22 protein-coding genes are annotated in these 21,187 nt (G+C 66.4%); 13 read left to right on the forward strand and 9 right to left on the reverse strand.

All coding sequences use genetic code 11. From position 1 onward, the window contains the following. Positions 1–85 precede the first annotated feature (85 nt). The 4 genes from GXB81_RS20340 to GXB81_RS20355 all read right to left on the reverse strand — a co-directional run bounded on the left by GXB81_RS20340 (position 86) and on the right by GXB81_RS20355 (position 4,401). Positions 86–337: a hypothetical protein gene (locus GXB81_RS20340; protein ID WP_167046006.1), complete on the reverse strand. Its 252-nt coding sequence runs from the start codon at positions 335–337 to the stop codon at positions 86–88. Positions 338–547: 210 nt separating this feature from the next. Next, positions 548–2,281, reverse strand: coding sequence for a ClcB-like voltage-gated chloride channel protein (locus GXB81_RS20345; RefSeq protein WP_167046003.1), 1,734 nt, complete (start codon positions 2,279–2,281; stop codon positions 548–550). Positions 2,282–2,393: 112 nt separating this feature from the next. After that, positions 2,394–3,131: a glutathione S-transferase gene (locus GXB81_RS20350; protein ID WP_205990181.1), complete on the reverse strand. Its 738-nt coding sequence runs from the start codon at positions 3,129–3,131 to the stop codon at positions 2,394–2,396. A gap of 169 nt (positions 3,132–3,300) precedes the next feature. Beyond that, on the reverse strand, positions 3,301–4,401 hold the full coding sequence (locus GXB81_RS20355; protein ID WP_167284033.1) for a YeiH family protein: 1,101 nt from the start codon (positions 4,399–4,401) through the stop codon (positions 3,301–3,303). Between the two features lie 125 nt (positions 4,402–4,526). On the opposite strand from GXB81_RS20355, the gene GXB81_RS20360 reads away from it, so the two are divergent. The 3 genes from GXB81_RS20360 to GXB81_RS20370 all read left to right on the forward strand — a co-directional run bounded on the left by GXB81_RS20360 (position 4,527) and on the right by GXB81_RS20370 (position 7,536). Next, positions 4,527–5,420, forward strand: coding sequence for a LysR family transcriptional regulator (locus GXB81_RS20360; RefSeq protein WP_167284032.1), 894 nt, complete (start codon positions 4,527–4,529; stop codon positions 5,418–5,420). Positions 5,421–5,681: 261 nt separating this feature from the next. Further along, complete coding sequence (locus tag GXB81_RS20365; protein WP_167284031.1) at positions 5,682–6,476, forward strand: TIM barrel protein; 795 nt, start codon at positions 5,682–5,684, stop codon at positions 6,474–6,476. A gap of 76 nt (positions 6,477–6,552) precedes the next feature. After that, positions 6,553–7,536 (forward strand): sugar kinase, encoded by a 984-nt coding sequence (locus tag GXB81_RS20370; protein ID WP_205990182.1) that lies wholly within the window; start codon positions 6,553–6,555, stop codon positions 7,534–7,536. Positions 7,537–7,593: 57 nt separating this feature from the next. Here the strand turns inward: GXB81_RS20370 and GXB81_RS20375 are convergent, their stop codons facing one another. Beyond that, positions 7,594–7,776, reverse strand: a complete 183-nt coding sequence (locus GXB81_RS20375; protein ID WP_205990183.1) for a hypothetical protein — start codon at positions 7,774–7,776, stop codon at positions 7,594–7,596. Positions 7,777–7,806: 30 nt separating this feature from the next. Here GXB81_RS20375 and GXB81_RS20380 point away from each other — a divergent pair, with 30 nt between their 5' ends. The 5 genes from GXB81_RS20380 (at position 7,807) to GXB81_RS20400 (ending at position 12,824) form a co-directional block, all read left to right on the forward strand. After that, a complete protein-coding gene (locus GXB81_RS20380; RefSeq protein WP_205990184.1) occupies positions 7,807–9,096 on the forward strand; it encodes an MFS transporter in 1,290 nt (429 codons plus the stop codon). Further along, positions 9,096–10,061 carry a D-glycerate dehydrogenase gene (locus GXB81_RS20385; RefSeq protein ID WP_167045981.1) on the forward strand — a complete coding sequence of 322 codons (966 nt, stop codon included), beginning with the start codon at positions 9,096–9,098 and terminating at the stop codon, positions 10,059–10,061. The genes GXB81_RS20380 and GXB81_RS20385 overlap by 1 nt, the downstream gene beginning before the upstream one ends. Before the next feature lie 77 nt (positions 10,062–10,138). Continuing rightward, positions 10,139–11,275, forward strand: a complete 1,137-nt coding sequence (locus tag GXB81_RS20390; protein ID WP_205990185.1) for a LacI family DNA-binding transcriptional regulator — start codon at positions 10,139–10,141, stop codon at positions 11,273–11,275. Positions 11,276–11,335: 60 nt separating this feature from the next. Then, on the forward strand, positions 11,336–12,250 hold the full coding sequence (locus GXB81_RS20395; RefSeq protein WP_205990186.1) for a YhfC family intramembrane metalloprotease: 915 nt from the start codon (positions 11,336–11,338) through the stop codon (positions 12,248–12,250). A 208-nt stretch (positions 12,251–12,458) separates the two neighbouring features. Then, entirely contained in the window at positions 12,459–12,824 is a 366-nt protein-coding gene (locus tag GXB81_RS20400; RefSeq protein ID WP_205990187.1) for a DUF3022 domain-containing protein, read from the forward strand. Positions 12,825–12,962: 138 nt separating this feature from the next. Here the strand turns inward: GXB81_RS20400 and GXB81_RS20405 are convergent, their stop codons facing one another. Together GXB81_RS20405 and GXB81_RS20410 are read right to left on the reverse strand one after the other, a co-directional pair. Beyond that, entirely contained in the window at positions 12,963–13,400 is a 438-nt protein-coding gene (locus GXB81_RS20405) for a PGDYG domain-containing protein (protein WP_167284025.1), read from the reverse strand. 433 nt (positions 13,401–13,833) lie between these two features. Beyond that, entirely contained in the window at positions 13,834–14,361 is a 528-nt protein-coding gene (locus GXB81_RS20410) for a Spy/CpxP family protein refolding chaperone (protein ID WP_167045966.1), read from the reverse strand. A 288-nt stretch (positions 14,362–14,649) separates the two neighbouring features. Here GXB81_RS20410 and GXB81_RS20415 point away from each other — a divergent pair, with 288 nt between their 5' ends. Both GXB81_RS20415 and GXB81_RS20420 read left to right on the forward strand, forming a co-directional pair. Beyond that, positions 14,650–15,108 carry an Lrp/AsnC family transcriptional regulator gene (locus GXB81_RS20415; protein ID WP_167045963.1) on the forward strand — a complete coding sequence of 153 codons (459 nt, stop codon included), beginning with the start codon at positions 14,650–14,652 and terminating at the stop codon, positions 15,106–15,108. A 233-nt stretch (positions 15,109–15,341) separates the two neighbouring features. Beyond that, positions 15,342–16,451 (forward strand): saccharopine dehydrogenase NADP-binding domain-containing protein, encoded by a 1,110-nt coding sequence (locus GXB81_RS20420; protein ID WP_205990188.1) that lies wholly within the window; start codon positions 15,342–15,344, stop codon positions 16,449–16,451. A 153-nt stretch (positions 16,452–16,604) separates the two neighbouring features. Here the strand turns inward: GXB81_RS20420 and GXB81_RS20425 are convergent, their stop codons facing one another. Further along, the gene (locus GXB81_RS20425) at positions 16,605–17,183 is read right to left on the reverse strand and encodes an ATP-binding protein (RefSeq protein WP_167045957.1); all 579 of its coding nucleotides are present in this window, start codon (positions 17,181–17,183) and stop codon (positions 16,605–16,607) included. After that, positions 17,180–17,329, reverse strand: a complete 150-nt coding sequence (gene cydX, locus GXB81_RS20430) for a cytochrome bd-I oxidase subunit CydX (RefSeq protein WP_167045954.1) — start codon at positions 17,327–17,329, stop codon at positions 17,180–17,182. Before cydX ends, GXB81_RS20425 begins: the two co-directional genes overlap by 4 nt. 476 nt (positions 17,330–17,805) lie before the next feature. Between cydX and corA the strand changes: the two genes are divergently transcribed. The 3 genes from corA to GXB81_RS20445 all read left to right on the forward strand — a co-directional run. Next, positions 17,806–18,783 (forward strand): magnesium/cobalt transporter CorA, encoded by a 978-nt coding sequence (gene corA, locus GXB81_RS20435; protein WP_167045951.1) that lies wholly within the window; start codon positions 17,806–17,808, stop codon positions 18,781–18,783. A 503-nt stretch (positions 18,784–19,286) separates the two neighbouring features. Then, a complete protein-coding gene (locus GXB81_RS20440; RefSeq protein WP_167045948.1) occupies positions 19,287–20,330 on the forward strand; it encodes a LacI family DNA-binding transcriptional regulator in 1,044 nt (347 codons plus the stop codon). A 216-nt stretch (positions 20,331–20,546) separates the two neighbouring features. Next, positions 20,547–21,187: ribokinase (locus GXB81_RS20445; RefSeq protein ID WP_205990189.1), on the forward strand; the 641-nt coding region annotated here is incomplete at its 3' end.

Below are 21,187 nucleotides of genomic sequence, written 5' to 3' on the forward strand. Positions count from 1 at the left end.
GCGAGCGCATCCGGGCACCATGCGCCCCAGCTTTCATCGTAAAACTATTCAGCCGCTCGCGCCGGATACGTCGTCGAGTCCGGACTCAGGTTTGCAGATGCTCGTTCTGCCCGGTGAGGCTGCGCTCCAGGTGGCGCGATTTCGGCAGCGCGATATGTTCCCATTGCTGCGGACGGTCGTCGGTGCTCGATACGCCGGGGGCAGGCGGCGCGACCGGCGCGGCGTTCGCGCGTTGCGCGAGCGTGGTGGAATCCGCGCTGTCCGGGGCGGTGCGAACCGGGGCGGCAAAGCACGAGGCGGACAGCGTCACCATGGTCAACAGTGTCGAGGTTTTCATCGCCCGACCTCCTAAGCTCATGCGGCGCTGACAGTTGAGCAAACCCCGTGCCGTTCCCGCGTCGAAAGGAAGGCGCAAGCTACAGGCGGCGTGGCGATGCACGGCCGATGCTCATTTACCATCTTAGATGGCAAATCCTGCCATGCGCGCACATTCGTGACAAAACCGCATTGTAGATTTCAGATGATGGCACGAATGCGGCAGCACCGCCTAGCGCGACGGATTCATGCGGAAGTACGCGTCGAGCAGCGATGTCTTGTAGACCACACCCGCGAGCGTCGGATGCGCGGTACTCTCGACCACCGGCAGCCGCTCGCCCTGGAACGCCATGAAGTGCTGCAGCGCGACGCCGAGCGACATGTCCGGCGTGAGCACGTCGAAATGCGGCTGCAGATAATCGGCGGCGGTCTTCGCCGACGTATCGCGTTTATCGAGCAGATCGGACGTGATGTCCTTCAGCGCGACCACGCCGAGAAACGCGCCCGACTCATTGGCGACGTACAGATACTTGACCGGATATTCGAGAAACACGCGGGTCATGTCGTGCACGGTCGCGTTCGGCGGCACGACCGTCTGCGCGGGACGGATCAGCTCGCGCATCTGCGTCGCGCGCAGGCGCGTGCGCTCCTGTTCCTCGCGATTGCGGCGCAGCGTGATCTCGTACATCGAGGTCTTGCCGATCGCGCGCGAGATGAAATACGCGACCACGCACGACACCATCAGCGGCAGCACGACCTGGTAGCTCAAGGTCATCTCGAAGATCATCAGGATCGCCATCAAGGGCGCCTGGGTCGCGCCGGCGAGGAAGGCACCCATGCCGACCATCGCATACGCATAGGCGGCCGAGGTCGCGTGCGGCCACAATTCGTGCATGCCCTGGCCGAACAGCGAGCCGACTGCCGCGCCGACGAACAGCGTCGGCGTGAAGACCCCGCCGACCGCGCCGGAGCCCGCGGTCGCCGCGGTCGCCGCGAGCTTGCAGACCAGCACGACGACGAGCGCGCTCCAGGTCCACGGCGAGTGCAGGATCGAGTTCACGACGCTGTAGCCGTTGCCCCATACCTCGGGCTCCCAGGTCGAAATGATGCCGACGATCAGGCCGCCGAGCGCAAGCCGCAGCGGTAGCGGCACCGGCAGCTTGCGAAAGCTCGCCTTCGACGCGTCGAGCAGCCGCAGGAATTGCGGCGCGGCCGCTCCGCACAGCGCACCGAGCGCGACGAAGAGCAGCACTTCCACGCCGGTCACGGTCGGAAACACCGGCATTTCGTACGGCGGCTTGTAGCCGGCGAATTCGCGCATCGTGATGTTCGCGACGACGGCCGCGACCACGACCGGCCCGAAGCTCTCCATCGCGATCGAGCCGAGCACGATCTCGGTGACGAAAAACGCGCCCGCGATCGGCGCGCTGTACGCGGACGTGATACCGGCCGCCGCGCCACAGGCCACCAGAAGGCGCAGCCGCGGCGGATCGAAGTGGACCCAGCGGCCGATCAGCGAGGCGCCGAGCGCGGCCAGTTGCACCATCGGACCTTCGCGGCCGATCGAGCCGCCGCTCGAAATCGTGAACAGCGACGACACGCTGCGCCACAGGCTCAGCCGGACCGGCACGACGCCGTCGCCGATCGCGACCGCTTCCATGTAGTCGGTGTGCGCGCATTTGTCGGCATGACGCTGCGCGACCAGCAGAAGCAGGCCGGCGATCAGGCCGCCCGCGGCCGGCAGCCCGATGCGCATGGTCCACGGCAGGCTGCGCGCCATGTCGACGAAACTGCCGACGCGCCCGGCCATCGCGAATTGCAGCAGCTCGATGCCCTTGCGAAACACGATGGTGGCAAACGCGCCGGCGATGCCGACCACGACCGACCAGACCAGCATCGTGTGGGCATCGGAGAGACGGAACAGGCGTTGGGCGCGGGTGCGCAGCTTCAGCAGGAATGAAAGCACGTCGACGGTACGGGGCGTGAGACAGGGTTGAGGAAGGCGCACCACAACAGCAGCGCGCCCGCCTTCGATGGCGGGCGCGCTGTCGCGGATGGGCGGGTATCGGCGGCGTGGATCAAGGCGCCGCCTTGTCGAGTTCCGGGTAGTGCCGGAAGACGCAGGCTTCGTTGTGCTCGATGCGCCTGTCCGAGTTCAGATACGCGGCGATGTTCGGCCGCGCCATCACCATGTCGTGCAGCGCGGCGAGCCGCGGATAGTGCTCGCCGAAGCGCTTCAGCGCGCGCGGAAACGCGTACAGCAGACCGTCGATCAGCTGGAACATCGACAGATCGACGTAGCTGAACGTATCGCCGACCATGAAGCGCTCGCCGGCCGGGTTCTGCTTCAGCACGCGCTCGAAGTACGCCATGAACTTCGGCAGGCGGTGGTCGATGAGGTCGTGCGCGCGCGCTTTCGCGGCGTCTTTCTGGTCTTCGTAGTAGAGCGAGCTCGAGAGCGGGTGATGCGTGTCGTGCGCTTCGGTCACGACGTCGGCGATCGTCAGTTGCAGGCCGTTCGCGACATAGCGCAGGCTTTCGGCCGCCGGCGCGAGATTCAGGCGCGGGCCGAGATAGAGCAGGATATTGGTGGTCTGCGAGATGACGAGATCGCCGTCTTTCAGGAACGGCGGCGCGAACGGCGGATACGGCTCGTCGGGGCTCGCCAGCAGCGCCATCATCGCCTCGGTGCCGAGGCCCTGCGAAGGCTTGCCGCGCGCGACTTCGACGTAGGCCACGCCGGCTTCCTCGAGGGCGAGCCGCACGAATTCGCCGCGGCCCTGCAGGCCGTCCCAGTAATAGAGTTCCAGGCTCATCGATCGATCCTCATTCCGGTTGCCCGCACGCGCTGCCGGAACAGCGCGCGCGGGCGGGTTGCATGAGCAAAGTTCGCAGCAACGAGTATGCCGCGCGAACGCGCCGAATGGGGCGCCAGAATGCGCAAAACCCCGCGCGCGGCGGGGTTGGCGTCAAGGCGGGAGCGGCCTAGCGGAACAGGTACTGGACGGTCCATGTGATTCCCAGTCCGCCCGCGATCAGCCACACGTACAGGATCAGGCCGGTGCTCAGCGCTCGCGGGCCGGCTTCGCGAATCTGCGAGAGGCGGGTTTCGATGCCGAGCGCGGTCATGGCCATCGTCAGCGCGAAGGTGTCGAGCAGGTTCAGCGTCGACGTCGCGTTCTCCGGCAGCACGTGTAGCGAATTGAGCACGACGCAGGCGAGGAAGCCGAGCGCGAACCAGGGGATGGCGAGCTTGCGCGACGTGCTATTGGTATTGCCGTTGAGGTTGCCGCTCGCGGTGCCGTCCTGCGTGCCGCGCGCCGCGCGGTTCACCCACAAACCGACCACGAGCAGCACCGGCACCAGCAGCATCACGCGGGTCATTTTCACGATCGTCGCGATGTGGGTCGCTTCGGGGCTCACGTTGCTGGCCGCGCCGACCACCTGCGCGACCTCGTGGATCGTGCCGCCGAAGAAGAGGCCCGCGCCGACCGTATCGAGATGCAGCCAGCCGGCCTTGAACAGGATCGGGTAGAGAAACATCGACAGCGTGCCGAACAGCACGACGCTGCCTACCGCCATCGCGCTCTTGTGCGGCTTCGATTGCAGCGTCGATTCGAAGGCGAGCACGGCGGCCGCGCCGCAGATCGCGCTGCCGGCGGCGGTCAGCAGCGCCGTGTCGCGGTCGAGCTTCATGATCTTCATGCCGGCCCACGTGCCGATCGCGAGCGTGCTGACGACGATCAGCACCGACTGCGCGAGCCCCGGCAGGCCGACCTGGGCGATTTCCTGCAGGCTCACGCGCAGGCCGAAGAACGCGACCGCGATGCGCAGCAGCTTGCGCGCCGAGAAGTTGACGCCGGCCGCCCAGCTGGCCGGCATGCCGTCGCGCAGCGCGTTGCCGTAGAGCGCGCCCGCGACGATGCCGACGATCAGCGGGCTCAGGCCCAGCCCGGCAATCGCCGGGATCGCCGCGATGCGCGTGACGGCGGCCGCGAACAGCGCGACGAACAGCACGCCGTTGAGCTGGCCGCGGGTCGAATGCGCGGCGGTGACGGCGGTGAGCGGTACGGTTGGGGTGGACATGGTGAGCGCCTCGGTATCCGGCTTGGCTGGCTGATTGCAACGGGGCTAATCCTAAATTAGATATATCGATATAAAAAATCATGATTTAGAATGTGAAGTATCGGTACAGCAGATACTTAGTCAGGATGACCCCGGATCAGCTTATAACTTTCGCCGCCGTCGCCGAGCATCGCAACATCAGCCGGGCGGCGGTGGCGCTGCATCTGTCGCAGCCGGCGGTGTCGGGCCAGCTGCGGCAGTTGCAGGACGAATTCGGCGAGCCGCTGTATCAGCGTGACGGCCGCGGCGTGCGCCTGACGCCGGCCGGCGAGCAACTGGCGAGCTATGCGGCACGGCTGCGCGACACCTGGCGCCAGGCGCATGCGTATCGCGACGCGCTGCGCGGGCTCGAACAGGGCACGCTGCGGATCGGCGCGAGCACGACGCCGGCCAGTTATCTGCTGCCGTATCTGATCGCCGAGTTTCATCAGCGCTACCCGGAGGTGACCGTGCATGCCGCCGACGGCAACACGACCGAGATTGTCGGCGCGCTCGGCGCGGTCGATATCGCGATGGTCGAAGGGCCGGTCGGCGACGATCTGCCGCCCGGCACGGCCGTGCATGCATGGCGCGAGGACGAGATCGTCGCGATCATGCCGAACTCGCATCCGCTCGCGCAGCAGGCGAGCGGCGGGCGCATCGGGCTCGCGGCGTTCGGCGCCTGGCCGCTGGTGCTACGCGAGACGGGCTCGGGTGTGCGGCAGACGGTCGAGCGCGAGTTCGCGCGCGCGGGCGTGCCGATGCGCGTGGCGCTCGAAATCGCCGGCGTCGAGGGCGTGAAAGAGGCGGTGCGGGCCGGCATGGGCGTGGGCTTCGTCTCGGCGATGTCGATGCGGCATGAGAATGGCGCGCTGCGTCTGCTGTCGCTGAGTCCCGAGCCGCTGACGCGCCGGCTGTCGATTCTGGTGCCGCATGCGAATGCGCCGTCGCGCGTGGTCGAGCAGTTTCTGGCGCTGTGTCTCGCGGAAGGGGGCGGTTGAGTTGCAGTTGGCAGGATTTGTGTGGCGGCCAGGAGCCCGATTGGCTCGATGCGCACTGTGCGAGCAGTTGCGAATCACGGAATCGTGTCTGGCGCGGTTCGCATGCTCTCGTGCCTGCTCAGCCTGGGGATTTCCTCTATGGTGCGCAGCGGTGGTCCCGCGCACTATTCGAGCATCGCAAGCGCCTCGGCGCTTTTTTTCGAAATGCTTTTGGAACCGGTTCCAAATCACAGTTTCCAAGCGGAATTGAGCGGATTCGACATGTCTGATGCAATGGAGATCGTGATCGTCGCAAGCGCGTTCGGCATGGACGCGGTGCGGGCGGGCGGTCATCTGAAATGGGCGCGCGTGGCGCGGCAGGCGGGTGCGGCGGGTTTCGAAGTGCGCCGCGAACTGTTCGCGAGCGACGCGGACGCGGTTCCCGGGCAACTGCGCGCGCTTGGCGCCGCGCTCGCGGAGCTGGGCCTGTGGTCGGTGTTTTCCACGCCCGCTTCGCTGTACACGTCCGCTGGCCGGTTCGATGCCGAGGCGCTGCGTCTCGCGCTCGACGAAGCCACGGCACTCGGCGCGCGCTTCGTCAAGCTGCAATTGGGCGGCTTTATCCATGATGCCGAGGGCTCGGCCATCGCCGCGCAACTGATGCGGGCGAAGCAGCAGGCGCGGGGCGCGCAGCCGAGGCTCGTCGTCGAAAACGGGCAACTGGCCGAAGGCGGTTCGCCCGCGCAGTTCGTCGGACTGTTCGACGCGCTCGCGCGCGAAGGCCATGCGGGTCGGCTCGGCATGACCTTCGATATCGGCAACTGGGCGTGGCTCGATGTCGCGCCGCTCGACGTGGCCGAGCGGCTCGCGCCATATGTCGAATACATCCATTGCAAAACAGCGGCCGGCGAGGGTGCGCGGCGCTTTCCGGCGGCGCCGGCCGAGGGCGACGCGCAGTTCCGTGCCGTGCTTGACCGCTTGCCGCGCCATGTGCCGCGCGGCATCGAGTTTCCGTTCGACGTGAGCCGGATCGGGACGGACGCCGCGCGTTACGTCGAATGGCTCGCGAGCGTTTAGGCAACAGGCCACGACGCATAACTCCACAGCAACGCAACACCGAGTACCCCGCACCCGCACCACCCAGGAGCCCAGCATGACCCACCCCCATCCCGCCCTCGACGTCATCACCTACGGCGAAGCCATGGCGATGTTCGTCGCCACCGAAACCGGTCCGCTCGCGGGCGTCGGGCAGTTCGCGAAGCGCATCGCCGGGGCCGATCTGAATGTCGCGACCGGCCTCGCGCGACTCGGCTTCAAGGTGGGCTGGATGAGCCGCGTCGGCGACGATTCGTTCGGCCAGTACGTGCGCGACACGCTGACCAAAGAGGGCATCGATCAGCGCTGCGTGAGCACCGACGCGCGCTATCCGACCGCCTTCCAGCTGAAGTCACGCAACGACGACGGCAGCGACCCGGCGGTCGAGTATTTCCGCAAGGGCTCGGCGGCGAGCCATCTGTCGCTCGACGACTACGTCGCCGATTACGTGCTCGGCGCGCGCCACTTGCACCTGACCGGCGTCGCGCCGGCGATCTCGGCGAGTTCGCGCGAACTCGCGTTCCATCTGGCTCGCGAAATGCGTGCGGTGGGCAGGACGATCTCGTTCGATCCGAATCTGCGCCCGACGCTGTGGCCCTCGCGAGAGGCAATGGTCGACGGGCTCAACGCGCTGGCCGCGCTGGCCGACTGGGTGCTGCCCGGCATCGGCGAGGGCGAGATTCTGACCGGCTATACGCAGCCCGAGGACATCGCGAAGTTCTATCTGGAGCGCGGTGCGCGCGGCGTGATCGTCAAGCTCGGCGCGCAGGGCGCGTACTACCGCACCGCGAGCGAGGCCGCCGTGATCGCGGGCCAGCCGGTCGCGAAGGTCGTCGATACGGTCGGCGCGGGCGACGGCTTCGCGGTCGGCGTCATCAGCGCGCTGCTCGAAGGCCGGACGCTGCCGCAGGCGGTCGCGCGCGGCAACCGGATCGGCGCGCTGGCGATTCGGGTGATCGGCGATTCCGAGGGTTTGCCGAGTCGGGCCGAGCTCGACGCGCTCGAACTGGCCGACGGGGCGCGCGTCGCGAATGCGGCGTAAGGCGGAATCGGGCCTGGCCTGAAATGACCTGAAGCCACGTGTCATGCGAAGTGAACGTCACTCGAATCTGAGCGGTATGTGCCCCGTATGTGCCCCGAACGTATCGGTGGAACGCATCGCGAGCGGCGGCAGCAACAGCAGCAATAGCAACGACAGCAGCAACAGCACCAGCGTCCGCGCACCCTCGCGCCAACTCGACCACAACAACAGCACGTACCGCGCGCCACGCTTTTTCATCATCGTTTAGGGAAGCCGTACAAGGAGACACCCATGACCTCATCACTCGCGATTCGCCGCTGGTGGACGATCATGCCGATCGTATTCATCACCTACAGCCTCGCCTATCTCGATCGCGCGAACTTCGGCTTTGCGTCGGCGGCCGGCATCAACGACGATCTCGGCATCGGCAAGGGCCTCGCGTCCCTGATCGGCGCGCTGTTCTTTCTCGGCTACTTCTTCTTCCAGATTCCGGGCGCGATCTACGCCGAGCGCCGCAGCGTCAAGAAGCTCGTGTTCTGGAGCCTCGTGCTGTGGGGCGGCTGCGCGGCGTTGACCGGCATGGTCAGCAACATCCCGTCGCTGATGGTGATCCGCTTCGTGCTCGGCGTCGTCGAAGCCGCCGTGATGCCGGCGATGCTGATCTTCATCAGCAACTGGTTCACGAAGAGCGAGCGCTCGCGCGCCAACACGTTCCTGATTCTCGGCAATCCGGTCACGGTGCTGTGGATGTCGGTCGTGTCGGGCTATCTCGTGCATTCGTTCGGCTGGCGCCAGATGTTCATCGCCGAGGGCGTACCCGCGGTCGTCTGGGCGGTCTGCTGGTGGTTCCTCGTCAAGGACAAGCCCGAGCAGGTGTCGTGGCTCACGCAGGAGGAAAAGGACGCGCTCGCGCAGATGCTGCGTGCCGAGCAGGCCGCGATCAAGCCGGTGCGCAACTACGGCGAGGCGTTTCGCACGCCGGCCGTCGTCAAGCTGTGCGCGCAGTATTTCTGCTGGAGCATCGGCGTGTACGGCTTCGTGCTGTGGCTGCCGTCGATCCTCAAGAACGGCTCGTCGCTCGGCATGGTCGAGACCGGCTGGCTGTCGGCGCTGCCGTATCTGGCCGCGACGATCGCGATGCTTGCGGCTTCGTGGGCATCGGATAAACTCAACCGCCGCAAGGTGTTCGTGTGGCCGTTCCTGCTGGTCGGCGCCATCGCGTTCGCGGCGTCGTACGGGCTCGGCTCGTCGCACTTCTGGGTCTCGTATGCGCTGCTCGTGATCGCGGGCGCCGCGATGTACGCGCCGTACGGCCCGTTCTTCGCGATCGTGCCGGAATTGCTGCCGAGGAACGTCGCGGGCGGCGCGATGGCGCTCATCAACAGCATGGGCGCGCTCGGTTCGTTCGTCGGCTCGTACGTGGTCGGCTATCTGAACGGCGCGACCGGCACGCCCGCTGCCTCGTATGCATTCATGAGCGTGGCGCTCGTCGCCGCGGTGATCCTGACGCTCGCCGTCAAGCCGGCCGCCGTCGAACGACGCGACTCCGCTCGCTCCACCGTCGCAAGGAAAATAAGCTGATGAAGAAGATCGTCGCCTGGAAGGCCTTACCCGAAGACGTGCTCGCGTATCTGCAACAGCATGCGCAGGTCGTGCAGGTCGATCCGTCACGGCATGACGCGTTCGTCGCCGCGCTGCGCGACGCCGACGGCGGCATCGGTGCGAGCGTGCAGATCACGCCGGCGATGCTCGACGGCGCGAGCCGCCTGAAGGCGCTCTCGACGATCTCGGTCGGCTTCGACCAGTTCGACGTCGACGACCTCACGCGCCGCGGCATCGTGCTCGCGCATACGCCGGACGTGCTGACCGAATCGACCGCCGACACCGTGTTCGCGCTGATTCTCGCGTCTGCGCGGCGCGTCGTCGAACTCGCCGAGTGGGTCAAGGCGGGGCAGTGGCGCGCGAGCATCGGTTCCGCGCAGTTCGGGCTCGACGTGCAGGGCAAGACGCTCGGCATCGTGGGGCTCGGGCGGATCGGCGGCGCGGTCGCGCGGCGCGCGGCGCTCGGCTTCAACATGACGGTGCTCTACACGAACCGCAGCGCGAATCGCGAGGCCGAACAGGCCTATGGCGCGCGGCGCGTGGAGTTGGCCGAACTGCTCGCCGAGTCCGACTTCGTCTGTCTGCAGGTGCCGCTCACGCCGCAAACGCGGCATCTGATCGGCGCGAACGAGCTGCGTGCGATGAAGAAGAGCGCGATCCTGATCAACGCGTCGCGCGGCGCGACCGTCGACGAAGCCGCGCTGATCGAGGCGCTGCAAAACGGCACGATCCACGGCGCGGGGCTCGACGTGTTCGACACCGAACCGGTGCCGGCCGATTCGCCGCTGCTGACGTTGCCGAATGTGGTGGCGCTGCCGCACATCGGTTCGGCGACGCACGAGACCCGCCATGCGATGGCGCTCGATGCGGCGCGTAATCTCGTGGCCGCGCTCGACGGCACGTTGACGAAGAACATCGTCAATCGCGCGGTGCTGGCGAAGTAGGGACGGTCGCGCGCGAGATCGATGCCGAAGCGCGCGCCGAGCCCGCCAACCGATATGAACGATGAACCTGTAAGCCGATGAGCACGCCATCCGCCACGCCGCGCCGCGCGACGATCACCGACGTCGCGCGCGAAGCCGGCACCGGCAAGACCAGCATCTCGCGCTATCTGAACGGCGAGATGAACGTGCTGTCGCCCGAGCTGCGCGCGCGCATCGAAGCGGCGATCGAGCGGCTCGACTATCAGCCGAACCAGATGGCGCGCGGGCTCAAGCGCGGACGCAACCGGCTGATCGGTATGCTGGTCGCCGACCTGACCAATCCCTATTCGGTCGAAGTGCTGCAAGGTGTCGAGGCGGCTTGCCACGCGCTCGGCCTGATGCCGCTGATTTGCCACGCGGCCAACGAAGTGGAGATGGAGCGGCGCTACCTGCAACTGCTCACGACCTATCGCGTGGAAGGCGTGATCGTCAATGCCCTCGGCGTGCGCGAGGAAACGCTGCGGCCCGTCGGCGAGGGCGGGATTCCGGCCGTGCTCGTCGATCGGCAGGTGGAAGGACTCGTCGCCGATATGGTCGGGCTCGACAATCGCGCCGCGGCCGAACTCGGCACGCGGCATCTGCTCGAACAGGGTTTCGAGCACATCTGGTTCGTCGTGCAGCCGTTCGAACAGGTCAGCTCGCGGCATCTGCGCGTGGAGGCGTTCGGCGCCGCGCTGCATGCGCAGAACCAGGCGCACGGCCATACGCTGGTGTTGAATCTCGCGGATGCGGCCGAGGTCGAGCGCAGCCTCGCGGAACTGGATCGCGCGATCGAGGCGGTGAGCGGCGGTGACCTCGGCCGCAGCGTCGATAGCGACACCGGCAGCATGAGCGGGACCGGAACCGGCAGCGTGAGCGGCCAGCACATCGCGAATAACGCGCACGCAACCACCCGCATCGCGCTATTCGCGGCCAACGCGCCGGTCGCACTCTGTCTCGCCCTGCATCTGAAGGCGCGGTACGGCGCGCACTGGCAAAGCCGCGTCGCGCTTCTCTCCATCGACGACCCCGACTGGGCCGAGCTCGCCGGCGTCACGACGATTCGTCAGCCGACCTATGAAATCGGCTATCGCGCGGTCGAGTTTCTGCACGAGCGCATCGAGGGCGCGCAAACCGGCGCGCGCGACTGTCTGCTGCCGGGCGAACTGATCGTGCGCGCGTCGACTTCGCGCTGATCTGCGATCATTCGGGCTGCGGCGCGCAGCGGGTGCGCGCCGGTCATCGCAAGGAAATTCATGGTCGTCGCACCACTTACTCTCGCGAGCCTCGTGCTCGCCACGCTCGTTATCGCCGCGTTGCCGTTCCTGATCTACCGGCAGTTGCGCAAGCCGCTTGCGCTGAAACCGCGCGACGCGATCGCCGGCGTCGCTGTGTTCGCCTTGTTCGCGATGGTGATCGAGCGCGCCTTGCACGACTACCTGCTGCGCGGCAACCAGACGACTGCCGCGTTTCTCTCGCATCCGCTGGCTTTTGTCGTGTACGGCGCGCTGGCCGCGGGCATCTGCGAGGAAGTCGGGCGGTTTGTCGGCATGCGCTTTCTCGTCAGGCGCGCGATGGCGAAAGCGGCCGCTGGCACGCCCCGGGTTGCGGCGGGCGAAGGCCGTCCCGATGCCAAAGCCGACCTCAAGATTCGCGCGGGCGCGCAAGCCAGCGCACGCACGGCCGCCTTGCGCGCGGACGATGGCGCCGCGCTCAGCTACGGCCTCGGCCACGGCGGGGCGGAAGCGTGGATGGTCGGCGTGCTCGTGCAATTCCAGTGGATGCTGTTTGCGATCCTCGAAAATCGCGGCCAGCTCAGCGGCTACCTGGGCGACCTGCCGGACGAAGCGGTGATGCGCATCCATCTGATTCTGGCGAGCCTCACGCCGCAGATGGCCGGTGTCTTCGCGATCGAACGCGCGGCCGCGCTGGTGTTTCAGATCGGCCTGTCGGTGCTGATGTGGCGCGGCATGCAGGCGGGCTGGCGCGGCATCCTGCCGCTCGCGATCGTGCTGCATGCGCTGATCGACGTGCCCGCCGCGCTGTTCCAGGCGCGGCTCGTGCCGCTCGCAGTAGTGGACGCCGTGTATGCGGTGCTGGCGGTGATCGTGGTCGGGGTGCTGGTGCGCCGGTATCGGCGGCCGGAAGCGGGTGAGGCAAGGGCGCATTGACGGAGAGGGCGGCGGGGTGGCTGCGAGTGGCGCGATAATCTGTCGAGCCCTCGCTGCGCCACGCGCCGCATCGGACCGATGGGCGCCGGATGGCGGGTAGAAGGGCGGGCAGTGGGCAAACGATAGCCGTGAGCGCCTCGCTATCGACCGTGCCTTTCTCTAAAATGCGCCTACCTTTTTCCAGTATCCCGATTTTGCGGCGGCCTTCATGGAAGCTTACCAATACGACTGCGCGAATCCCGAGTTCGAGGAGCTGGCGCGCGTCATCAGCGATCTCTTTCCCGAGCAGACGCAGTTCATCCAGCGCGCATCCGACGACGGCACGCCCACGCTGGCGATCCACTGGGTGGCGATGCGCTTCGGCTCGACCGCGCGCCGTATCGAGATGACGGTGGTGATCGCGCCGGCCGCGCTCGCGCGTTATCGCGCGTTGCCGGCCCGGTTGCGCGGACGCAGCTTCGCGGTGTTGCGGGCGTATGTCGAGGCGAGCCTCGGCTCGCTCGAAGAGATGTATGCGAACGGCGAAGCCGTGCCGAGCGACGTCACGGTGGATCTCGGCGACGAATTCGCCTGACGCGCGTCGCTCGCTGCGGTGCTAAAACGGTTCGGGGTCGATCCGGGGGGCAGCCGGAACGGCGCAACTGGGATGCGCTCGATTCGCGATTCGACTTGCGGTTCAATTCGCGGCTCAGTTTGTGACTCGATTCGCGGCTCAATCCGCGAGCCGATACACCTTCGCGAAGCGCGCGGCCTGCACGACGCCGTAGTCGCCGGGCGCATATTGCATGACCCAGTCGCCGGCGGCGCCGTGCAGCACGTCGCCGCCAGCGGCGGAGCGGGCCAGCGAGAAAGCTTCGTTCATCTGCCGGGCCAGCACGACGGCCGGGCGATTGCGATAGGCGCCGGGCTCGCCGTGCGCGAGGGCCGGGTCGGCGGGCACGTATTTGGCGTCGAAGCGTTCGCGCGACACGACCCAGCGGTCGCCGGTCGAGCCGGTGATCAACGCGTCGCCGCGCGCGTAGCGATTCGGGCCTTCGAGGCTCATTAACTGGCCTTCGACTGCGGCGAATTCGACGCCGACCGTTTCGTCCTTGACGACGCGTTGGGCGTGCGGATCGTCACGCAGATCGAGATTCCTGAGTTCGGTCATGAAGCGGATGGATAGTTGAGATTAGAGCGCGGAACGGCCGTGGTGCGTTGCCGTTTTGCGTCGAAAACTGAAGCCCACGGTTGTAGCGGATACCGCCGCACGCCGAGCACCCGAATCATGCCAGATGCGTTTGCGGGCCGGGCTGTTTTGAGATGAGACGCGCCTTGTTTCCGGCGGTGAAAAGAGAGCGGGCGAGAGCAGCCGACGTACAAGCAGGCGCACACAAGGACGAAGGTATGCACGGGCTTACCGCCTGCGCGCGCAGGCGGACGTCCCGCGCAAAAACGCCGATCGGCGCGAAGTGATGAGGCCAACGTTACAAGGCCAAAGCCACGACGCCGACATGACGCCGCAAAGCGGACCGACCGGAGATCGAAGACCGGAGACCGTGGCCCGCTTGCGCGGCGAACCTCGCCGCGCAAGCGTCGATGCCTTACTGCTTCGCCGCCGCGTCGCTTGCCGGTTCCGCCGCCGCCTTGCCGGCCTTGCCCTTGCCGTGATGGCCGCCGCGATGGTGAGCGCCGCCTTCCGGGCCGCCGCGATGGAACGTCGCGTCGGCGAGCTTCTTCTGCTCCGGCGACATGCTGCTATAGAGCGGGTCGAACGCGTCGACGAGCTTCTTCATGCCGTCCGCATGCGCCTGGGCGATCTGCGCGTACTGCTTCATGTCGTCGAGCGCGCTCACGTTCGCCGCGGCCTTGCGCTGCTGGAACAGCTGGCCCATCGTCTCGCCGTTGTCGCGCATCACGTCGGCGAATGCCTTCCATTGCGTTTCCTGTGCCGATGTGATCTTCAGTTGCGAGTGCAGATAGGCGATGCGGTCTTCGACGTTGCGTGCGTAGCCGGCCTTGGCCGCCGGGGCCGAGGCGGCGCTCTGCGGGGTCGCCGCGGGCGCGGAAGCCTGGGCGAACGCGCCGCCCATCGAAACGGCCGTAGCCAGCATAACCAGTGCTTTTTTCATCGAAACTCCTGATGTCGGTTCGTATTGGGACAAGGCACGCGGCGGCGAACCGTCGCGCACCCATGGCGAATAGCGGCGCACGGCGACCGGCTGCCGCATCCGCCCGTCACCGCTATTAGTAACACGATATGCCTACAATACGTTTCCAGTGCGACAAACGCTTACAACCGAAACGAAAGGGAAATGGGCTGCGGGGCTGTCCACAGCCGATTTCGCACACCGTTGTCCAGCCTCTTGCCGGGACGCGCGATAATCCGCCATACCGCCGACCCACTTTCCTTTCCTTCGATGAGACCACCGCGCCTCGACCAGCTCGACGACCTCGACCGCAGCCTCGTTGCCCTGCTGCAAGCCAACGCCCGCGAAAGCGTCGCCAGTCTCGCGCGCCAGCTCGGCATCGCGCGCACGACCGTGATCGCGCGCATCGCGCGGCTCGAACGCAGCAACGTGATCGCCGGCTATAGCGTGCGGCTCGGTCAGGACGTGCTCGATTCGAGCATCGTCGCGTATGTCGGCATCATCATCGCGCCGAAGTACGGGCCGGCCGTGCAGAAGCGCCTCGCGAAAATGCCCGAGGTGCAGTTGCTGTGCGCCGTGAGCGGCGAGTTCGATTACGTCGCGTGGCTGCGCGCCGATTCGCCCGAGCGGCTCAACGATCTGCTCGATCAGATCGGCGGTCTCGAAGGCGTCGAACGCACGACGACGTCGATCATTCTCGCGCGCAAGATCGACCGAGGCACGGTATGAGTCGGCTCAATCGACCATTCACGTTAACAACTTTTTAATGATTTTTCGACAGATCGTCTGACGGCTTCGTCATAACGTCGAACTTTATGGTCATAGCGCAGCATTTTGCGCATATGAACTGTTCTCGCTTCTTCCTACACTGTCCTTGAAGGGTTCGGCCCGCGGGCGCCGCGTGCCATGCGCGGCGCGCCTGCCTGGCTCGGAGACGGCACACGGATAACAAGGAGAAGCACATGAAAGTAGCGATTGTTGGCGCGGGTCTGATCGGTCACACGATTGCCCAGCTGTTGCGGGAGACCGGCGACTACGACGTCGTCGCATTCGACCGCGATCAGCACGCGCTCGATAAGCTCGCCGTCCAGGGCATCCCGACGCGCCGCGTCGATTCCGCCGATGCCGCCACGCTGCGCGCCGCGATCCAGGGCTTCGACGTGCTCGTCAACGCGCTGCCGTACTACCTCGCGGTCAACGTCGCGTCGGCGGCAAAGGGCGCGGGCGTGCACTATTTCGACCTGACCGAGGACGTGCGCGCGACCCACGCGATCCGTGCGCTCGCCGAAGACGCCGGACATGCGTTCATGCCGCAATGCGGTCTCGCGCCGGGTTTCATCGGTATTGCCGCGCACGAACTCGCGAACCGCTTCACGGAAATCCGCGACGTGAAAATGCGCGTCGGCGCACTGCCGGAATTCCCGACCAACGCGCTGAAGTACAACCTGACGTGGAGCGTCGACGGTCTCATCAACGAGTATTGCCAGCCCTGCGAAGCGATTCGCGACAGCCGCACGCTGTGGGTGCAGCCGCTCGAAGGTCTCGAACATTTTTCGCTCGACGGCATCGAGTACGAAGCGTTCAACACGTCGGGCGGTCTCGGCACGCTGTGCGAGACGCTGGCGGGCCGCGTCGAATCGCTCGATTACAAGTCGGTGCGCTATCCGGGCCATCGCAACCTGATGCAGTTCCTGCTCGAAGACCTGCGTCTGTCGAGCGACCGCGACACGCTGAAGACGATCATGCGGCGCGCGGTGCCGGCGACCGAGCAGGACGTCGTGCTCGTGTTCATCACGGTGAGCGGCATGCGCGACGGTCAGCTCGTGCAGGAGGTGTTCACCCGCAAGGTCTTCGCGAAGACCGTCGGCGGCGTGCCGATGAGCGCGATCCAGATCACGACGGCCGGCGCGATGTGCGCGGTGCTCGATCTGTTCCGCGAGCGCAGGCTGCCGCACCAGGGCTTCGTGCGCCAGGAGCAGGTGTCGCTCGGCGAATTCCTGGCGAATCGTTTTGGGAAGCTCTACGAGGGGCAGCCGTTCGAGGCGAGGGTGCGGGCGGCGGCCGCGGTTTGAGGGCGTGCCGGTTCGAGGGTTGAAGGTTTTGATATGTCGGGACGAGGGGCGTTGCGGTCGAGCCCACGGGCTGCGACGCGCTCATGGAGCCTGAGCGCATCCGCGCAAACTTTATCGCACGTGCGGTTCGTCATCTGCCTGGTTCATCACCCGTCAGGCAACGAGCCGCGCCAGCAGCGCATCGTAATCCGCCTGCGTCGGCGCGGTGTTGTCGAACATCAGCAGATCGTCGCAAGCCGCGCCGCTCGGCACGAAGCGCCGTTGCCGGTATTCGTCCCAGTGCGCGAGCTTGTATGCGTCGTTCGGATTCGCGCGTGCGACGATCCGCTGCCGCGCCGTGTCTTCCGACGTGTGAACCCAGACGACACGCAACTCGACGTCTTGCGCGACGCCGAGCCATGCGTGATCGAACAGTTTGCGCTCGCGTACTTCGCGCGACAGCGGTCCGATCACCAGTGCGCTGATGCCAAGTTCGAGATTGTCGCGCGCGGTGTCGATGAGCCCGCGATACTCGGGGTCGCGCAGATGCTGCAGAAAAAGCGGGCTGTCGCGGTCGTTCGGATCGCCGGTCAGCATTGCCATCGCAGCCGCGCTGTAGCCGCCGAACAGCGTGTCCTTGTCGAGCAGGCAGAAGGGTTGGCCGCTCGCCTTCATCAACGGCGCGAGCAGCTTTTTCGCGAGCGTCGTCTTGCCCGTGCCCGCATGACCGCAAAAGAAAACCAGCGACGTCACGAAGGCGAATCTCCCGATGCAGCGGCGTCCTCACCGGGGGGCTGCGGATCGCGCGCGAACTTGCCGTTGGTCTCGAGCCACATGACGTTGATGATGCCGAAACCGAGGGCCACGCCCACGCCGAGAATCCAGGTGAAATACCACATCGCAGTCTCCTTGAACACGCGTCCGGCGACGCGTGCATGAAGCCGGCATGAAGCGGCATAAAGGCCGGCAAACGAGGGCGGCGGGGCGCGGCGCGTAATCGCAGGGCTTGTTGTTGCGGCCTCGCCCGCGTCCGACTCCGTCCGGTTTCCCGCAGCGGATGCGCCGAAGTACGGTACGGCGCGCACCGCAACGTCCGCACGCGGCCACCTTCAGGTCGATCATGAAGAAGAACGCCGCGCCACGCAAGAGGCGCGGCCCCTGGCCGTTCGGCCAGGCTGGCGGAATGGTCGTGCGTTGCTATCATGCAGGGCAGTCATGCGAGCGTTCGCGCGCTTTCGCGATGCGCTCGCGTGCGCGGATGGCGAGCGCGTCCCCAATCTGAATTAATGCCGGCCGCGACGACCGCCTTGCGAAGCGCTGATGCGCGAGGCAAGGCGAAGCGCGAGGCGGACTTCGTTTTCAAGGTAATCCGAACATGCTGATCAATTGCGCCGCCTATCAGGACGGCCGGAAACTCGCCGACATCGAGATCGAGAACATCAGCGACTACGTCGCGCGTCCCGAGTGCTTCGTCTGGGTCGCGCTGAAAGACCCGGACGCCGGCGAACTCGCGATGATGAAAGACGAGTTCAATCTGCACGAACTCGCGATCGAGGACGCCCAGAACGGCCATCAGCGTCCGAAGATCGAGGAGTACGGCGATTCGCTGTTCGCCGTGATGCACACGGTCGAGACCGACGACGACGGCGAACTGATGATCGGCGAAGTCGACGTGTTCGTCGGCAGCAACTACGTGCTGTCGGTGCGCCGCGGCACGCGCACCGGCTTCCAGAACGTGCGCGCGCGCTGCGAGCGCGAGCCGCATCTGCTCAAGGAAGGCTCGGCGTTCGTGCTGTATGCGCTCGTCGATGACGTGGTCGATCGTTATTTTCCGGTCATCGAGGCGATGAGCACCGAGCTCGAAGCGCTCGAAGACCGCATCTTCGACAAGAACGATTCGGCCGCCTCGCGCGCGATCGTGCAGGACCTCTATTCGATGAAGCGCCGGCTCGTGATCCTGCAGCACCATATCGTGCCGCTGCAGGAAGCGCTCGGCAAGCTGACGGGCGGGCGCATTCCGAGCATGTGCTCGGGCATGCAGGCCTATTTTCGCGACGTCTACGACCACCTCGAACGGATCGTCCGGACCATCGAGGGACGCCGCGAAATCGTCGTGACCGCGGTGCAGGTCAATCTCGGCATGATCTCGCTCGCGGAGAGCGAGATCACCAAGCGGCTCGGCTCGTTCGCGGCGCTGTTCGCGGTGCCGACGATGATCGCGGGCATCTACGGGATGAACTTCGAGCGGATTCCCGAACTCCATTTCAAGTACGGCTATCCGGTCGTTCTGCTCGTCATGCTGGTCATCGACGTCGTGCTGTTCCAGCGCTTTCGCAAGGCCGGCTGGCTGTAGCCGGCCCCGGTTCAAGGGCGCTCGCGCAACGGATGCGCGGCCGCTTCGCCATGCACGAACAGGGCGCGAGGAAGGACGCGAGAAAGCGCGGGCGCCGGCGAGGCGACGCAAGCGGTACCGGATGACGTGGCAAAAAATGTCACAAATTGGCTAAAAAGTCGTAGTGAAAGCGGTTCCATAACCAGCGGCTCCGCATTTATTCAGCAAATGCTCAAGAAAGTCGCCGGGCTGCCGTTAAATCCGGAGATAAGCGTCATGGCCGATCGATCGTGGCGCGCCGCGGCGGGCCACACACGGGGCGACAAGCACGAGCGGCGTGCAGGATGGGCGAGGTGTGAGGTGCGGAGCAAGGCGGCGCCGCGGACACGACCTTGTCCGCCAACCCCTCGGTGCCGCCCGCGAGCGGCAAGCCAGCCGCACACGGTCCGATCGACCGCGACGAAACTGCATGGGATGGGAGTCAGCGCCGAAGCGCACTCCGATCGACAGGAGAGCAACAGGTTATGGCGACGATCAAGGATGTAGCGGCTGTGGCGGGCGTGTCGTTCACGACGGTATCGCATGTGGTGAACAACTCGCGCCCGGTATCGGCCGACGTGCGCGCGAAAGTCGAACACGCGATCCGTCAACTGCACTATGTGCCGTCGGCGGTGGCGCGCTCGCTGAAGGCGCGCGCCACCGCGACGATCGGACTCGTGGTGCCGAACAGCACGAACCCGTATTTCGCGGAACTCGCGCGCGGCATCGAGGACGGCTGCGCGCGCAACGGCTACTGCGTGTTCTTCTGCAATTCCGACGACGACCCCGCCAAGCAGCGCAACTATCTGCGCGTGCTGCAGGAAAAGCGCATCGACGGGCTGATCGTCGCGTCGGCCGGCGACGACGCGGTGCTCGCGCAGACGCTCGCCGACTCGCGCGAGCCGCTTGTCGTGGTCGATCGCAACATCGAGGGGCTCAACGCGGACCTCGTGCAGATCGACCACGAAAAGGGCGCCTATCTCGCGACGCGCCATCTGCTCGAACTCGGCCACGCGCGGATCGGCTGCATCACGGGGCCGGTGCAGACGGCGGTCAGCGCGATGCGCGTGCACGGCTTTATCCGCGCGATGACCGAGCGCGGCATCGAGATTGCGGATGGCGCGATCGTCGAAAGCGATTTTTCGGGCACGGGCGGCCATCGCGCGGCCGCGCAACTGTTCGAGACGGTCAGGCCGACGGCGATTTTCGCGGGCAACGACATGATGGGCATCGGCGCGCTGCGCGCCGCGGCCGAGCGCAATATCAGCGTGCCGCGCGACTGTTCGATCATCGGTTTCGACGATATCGAGCTCGGGCGCTTTACGTTTCCGTCGCTGTCTACGGTCGGGCAGTCGGTGCGCGCGCTCGGCGACATGGCCGCGCAGACCTTGATCGAGCGGATCGCCGAGGCTTCGTCGGGCAATGGCGCGCGCGCGCCGGCGAAGCGGCGCGTGGTGTCGCCGCGCCTGATCGTGCGGGAGTCGACCGCGGCGTGGGCGGGCGAGGCCCGGCGCGATCAGGCGGCGTGACCGTGCGTATGAGTGACCATGCGCATGAGGCGGCGCCCGCACGAAGAAGTACACCTATGACGCTTGGCACGCATGAAGCGGCACCTGCATAAAGTAACGCACGCGTAGAAAACCACGCACCAACGCACATAAATAAGACAACGCACGCATAAGATCGCCACCGCGGCAGGCATCCGGTAGCGGTTCAGCCTCGCGGCGCACAACGGAGACAGGCAAGTGGCACACAACCAAACGGCTGCGCGCGTGACGGTGGTCGGCAGTCTGAACATGGACCTCGTGGTGCGCGCGCCGCGTCTGCCGCATCCGGGCGAGACGCTCGCCGGCCGCACGTTCGCCCAGGTGGCGGGCGGCAAGGGCGGCAACCAGGCGGTCGCGGCCGCGCGGCTCGGCGCGCGGGTGTCGATGCTCGGCTGCCTCGGCGCCGATGCGAACGGCGCGCAGTTGCGCGCCGGCCTCGAAGCGGAAGGGATCGATTGCACCGCGCTCGAAACCGGCGCCGAGGCGAGCGGCGTTGCGCTGATTACCGTCGATGACGCGAGCCAGAACGCAATCGTGATCGTCGCGGGCAGCAACGGCGAAGTGACGCCCGCGACGATCGCGCGCCATGAAGCGGCCATCGCCGCCGCGGACGTCGTGATCTGCCAGCTCGAAACGCCGCCGCAGGCGGTGCGCGCGGCCCTTGCCGCGGCGCGCCGGCTCGGCAAGATCGTGATCCTCAATCCCGCGCCCGCCACCGGACCGTTGCCGGCCGACTGGCTGCCGCTCATCGACTATCTGATTCCGAACGAACTCGAAGCGGCCGCGCTAAGCGGCCTGCGGGCCGATTCGCCCGACGCCGCCGCGCAGGCCGCCGCCGC

The organism is Paraburkholderia sp. Ac-20336 (genome assembly GCF_017105025.1).
Classification (GTDB): Bacteria; Pseudomonadota; Gammaproteobacteria; order Burkholderiales; family Burkholderiaceae; genus Paraburkholderia.

Excerpts from the sequence above, each read along its gene's own strand:
- GXB81_RS20340 (WP_167046006.1), bottom strand. The coding sequence starts at position 337 with ATGAAAACCTCGACACTGTTGACCATGGTGACGCTGTCCGCCTCGTGC.
- GXB81_RS20350 (WP_205990181.1), bottom strand. The coding sequence starts at position 3,131 with ATGAGCCTGGAACTCTATTACTGGGACGGCCTGCAGGGCCGCGGCGAA.
- GXB81_RS20355 (WP_167284033.1), bottom strand. The coding sequence starts at position 4,401 with ATGTCCACCCCAACCGTACCGCTCACCGCCGTCACCGCCGCGCATTCG.
- GXB81_RS20360 (WP_167284032.1), top strand. The coding sequence starts at position 4,527 with ATGACCCCGGATCAGCTTATAACTTTCGCCGCCGTCGCCGAGCATCGC.
- GXB81_RS20365 (WP_167284031.1), top strand. The coding sequence starts at position 5,682 with ATGTCTGATGCAATGGAGATCGTGATCGTCGCAAGCGCGTTCGGCATG.
- GXB81_RS20370 (WP_205990182.1), top strand. The coding sequence starts at position 6,553 with ATGACCCACCCCCATCCCGCCCTCGACGTCATCACCTACGGCGAAGCC.
- GXB81_RS20375 (WP_205990183.1), bottom strand. The coding sequence starts at position 7,776 with ATGATGAAAAAGCGTGGCGCGCGGTACGTGCTGTTGTTGTGGTCGAGT.
- GXB81_RS20380 (WP_205990184.1), top strand. The coding sequence starts at position 7,807 with ATGACCTCATCACTCGCGATTCGCCGCTGGTGGACGATCATGCCGATC.
- GXB81_RS20385 (WP_167045981.1), top strand. The coding sequence starts at position 9,096 with ATGAAGAAGATCGTCGCCTGGAAGGCCTTACCCGAAGACGTGCTCGCG.
- GXB81_RS20390 (WP_205990185.1), top strand. The coding sequence starts at position 10,139 with ATGAGCACGCCATCCGCCACGCCGCGCCGCGCGACGATCACCGACGTC.
- GXB81_RS20395 (WP_205990186.1), top strand. The coding sequence starts at position 11,336 with ATGGTCGTCGCACCACTTACTCTCGCGAGCCTCGTGCTCGCCACGCTC.
- GXB81_RS20400 (WP_205990187.1), top strand. The coding sequence starts at position 12,459 with ATGGAAGCTTACCAATACGACTGCGCGAATCCCGAGTTCGAGGAGCTG.
- GXB81_RS20405 (WP_167284025.1), bottom strand. The coding sequence starts at position 13,400 with ATGACCGAACTCAGGAATCTCGATCTGCGTGACGATCCGCACGCCCAA.
- GXB81_RS20410 (WP_167045966.1), bottom strand. The coding sequence starts at position 14,361 with ATGAAAAAAGCACTGGTTATGCTGGCTACGGCCGTTTCGATGGGCGGC.
- GXB81_RS20415 (WP_167045963.1), top strand. The coding sequence starts at position 14,650 with ATGAGACCACCGCGCCTCGACCAGCTCGACGACCTCGACCGCAGCCTC.
- GXB81_RS20420 (WP_205990188.1), top strand. The coding sequence starts at position 15,342 with ATGAAAGTAGCGATTGTTGGCGCGGGTCTGATCGGTCACACGATTGCC.
- cydX (WP_167045954.1), bottom strand. The coding sequence starts at position 17,329 with ATGTGGTATTTCACCTGGATTCTCGGCGTGGGCGTGGCCCTCGGTTTC.
- corA (WP_167045951.1), top strand. The coding sequence starts at position 17,806 with ATGCTGATCAATTGCGCCGCCTATCAGGACGGCCGGAAACTCGCCGAC.
- GXB81_RS20440 (WP_167045948.1), top strand. The coding sequence starts at position 19,287 with ATGGCGACGATCAAGGATGTAGCGGCTGTGGCGGGCGTGTCGTTCACG.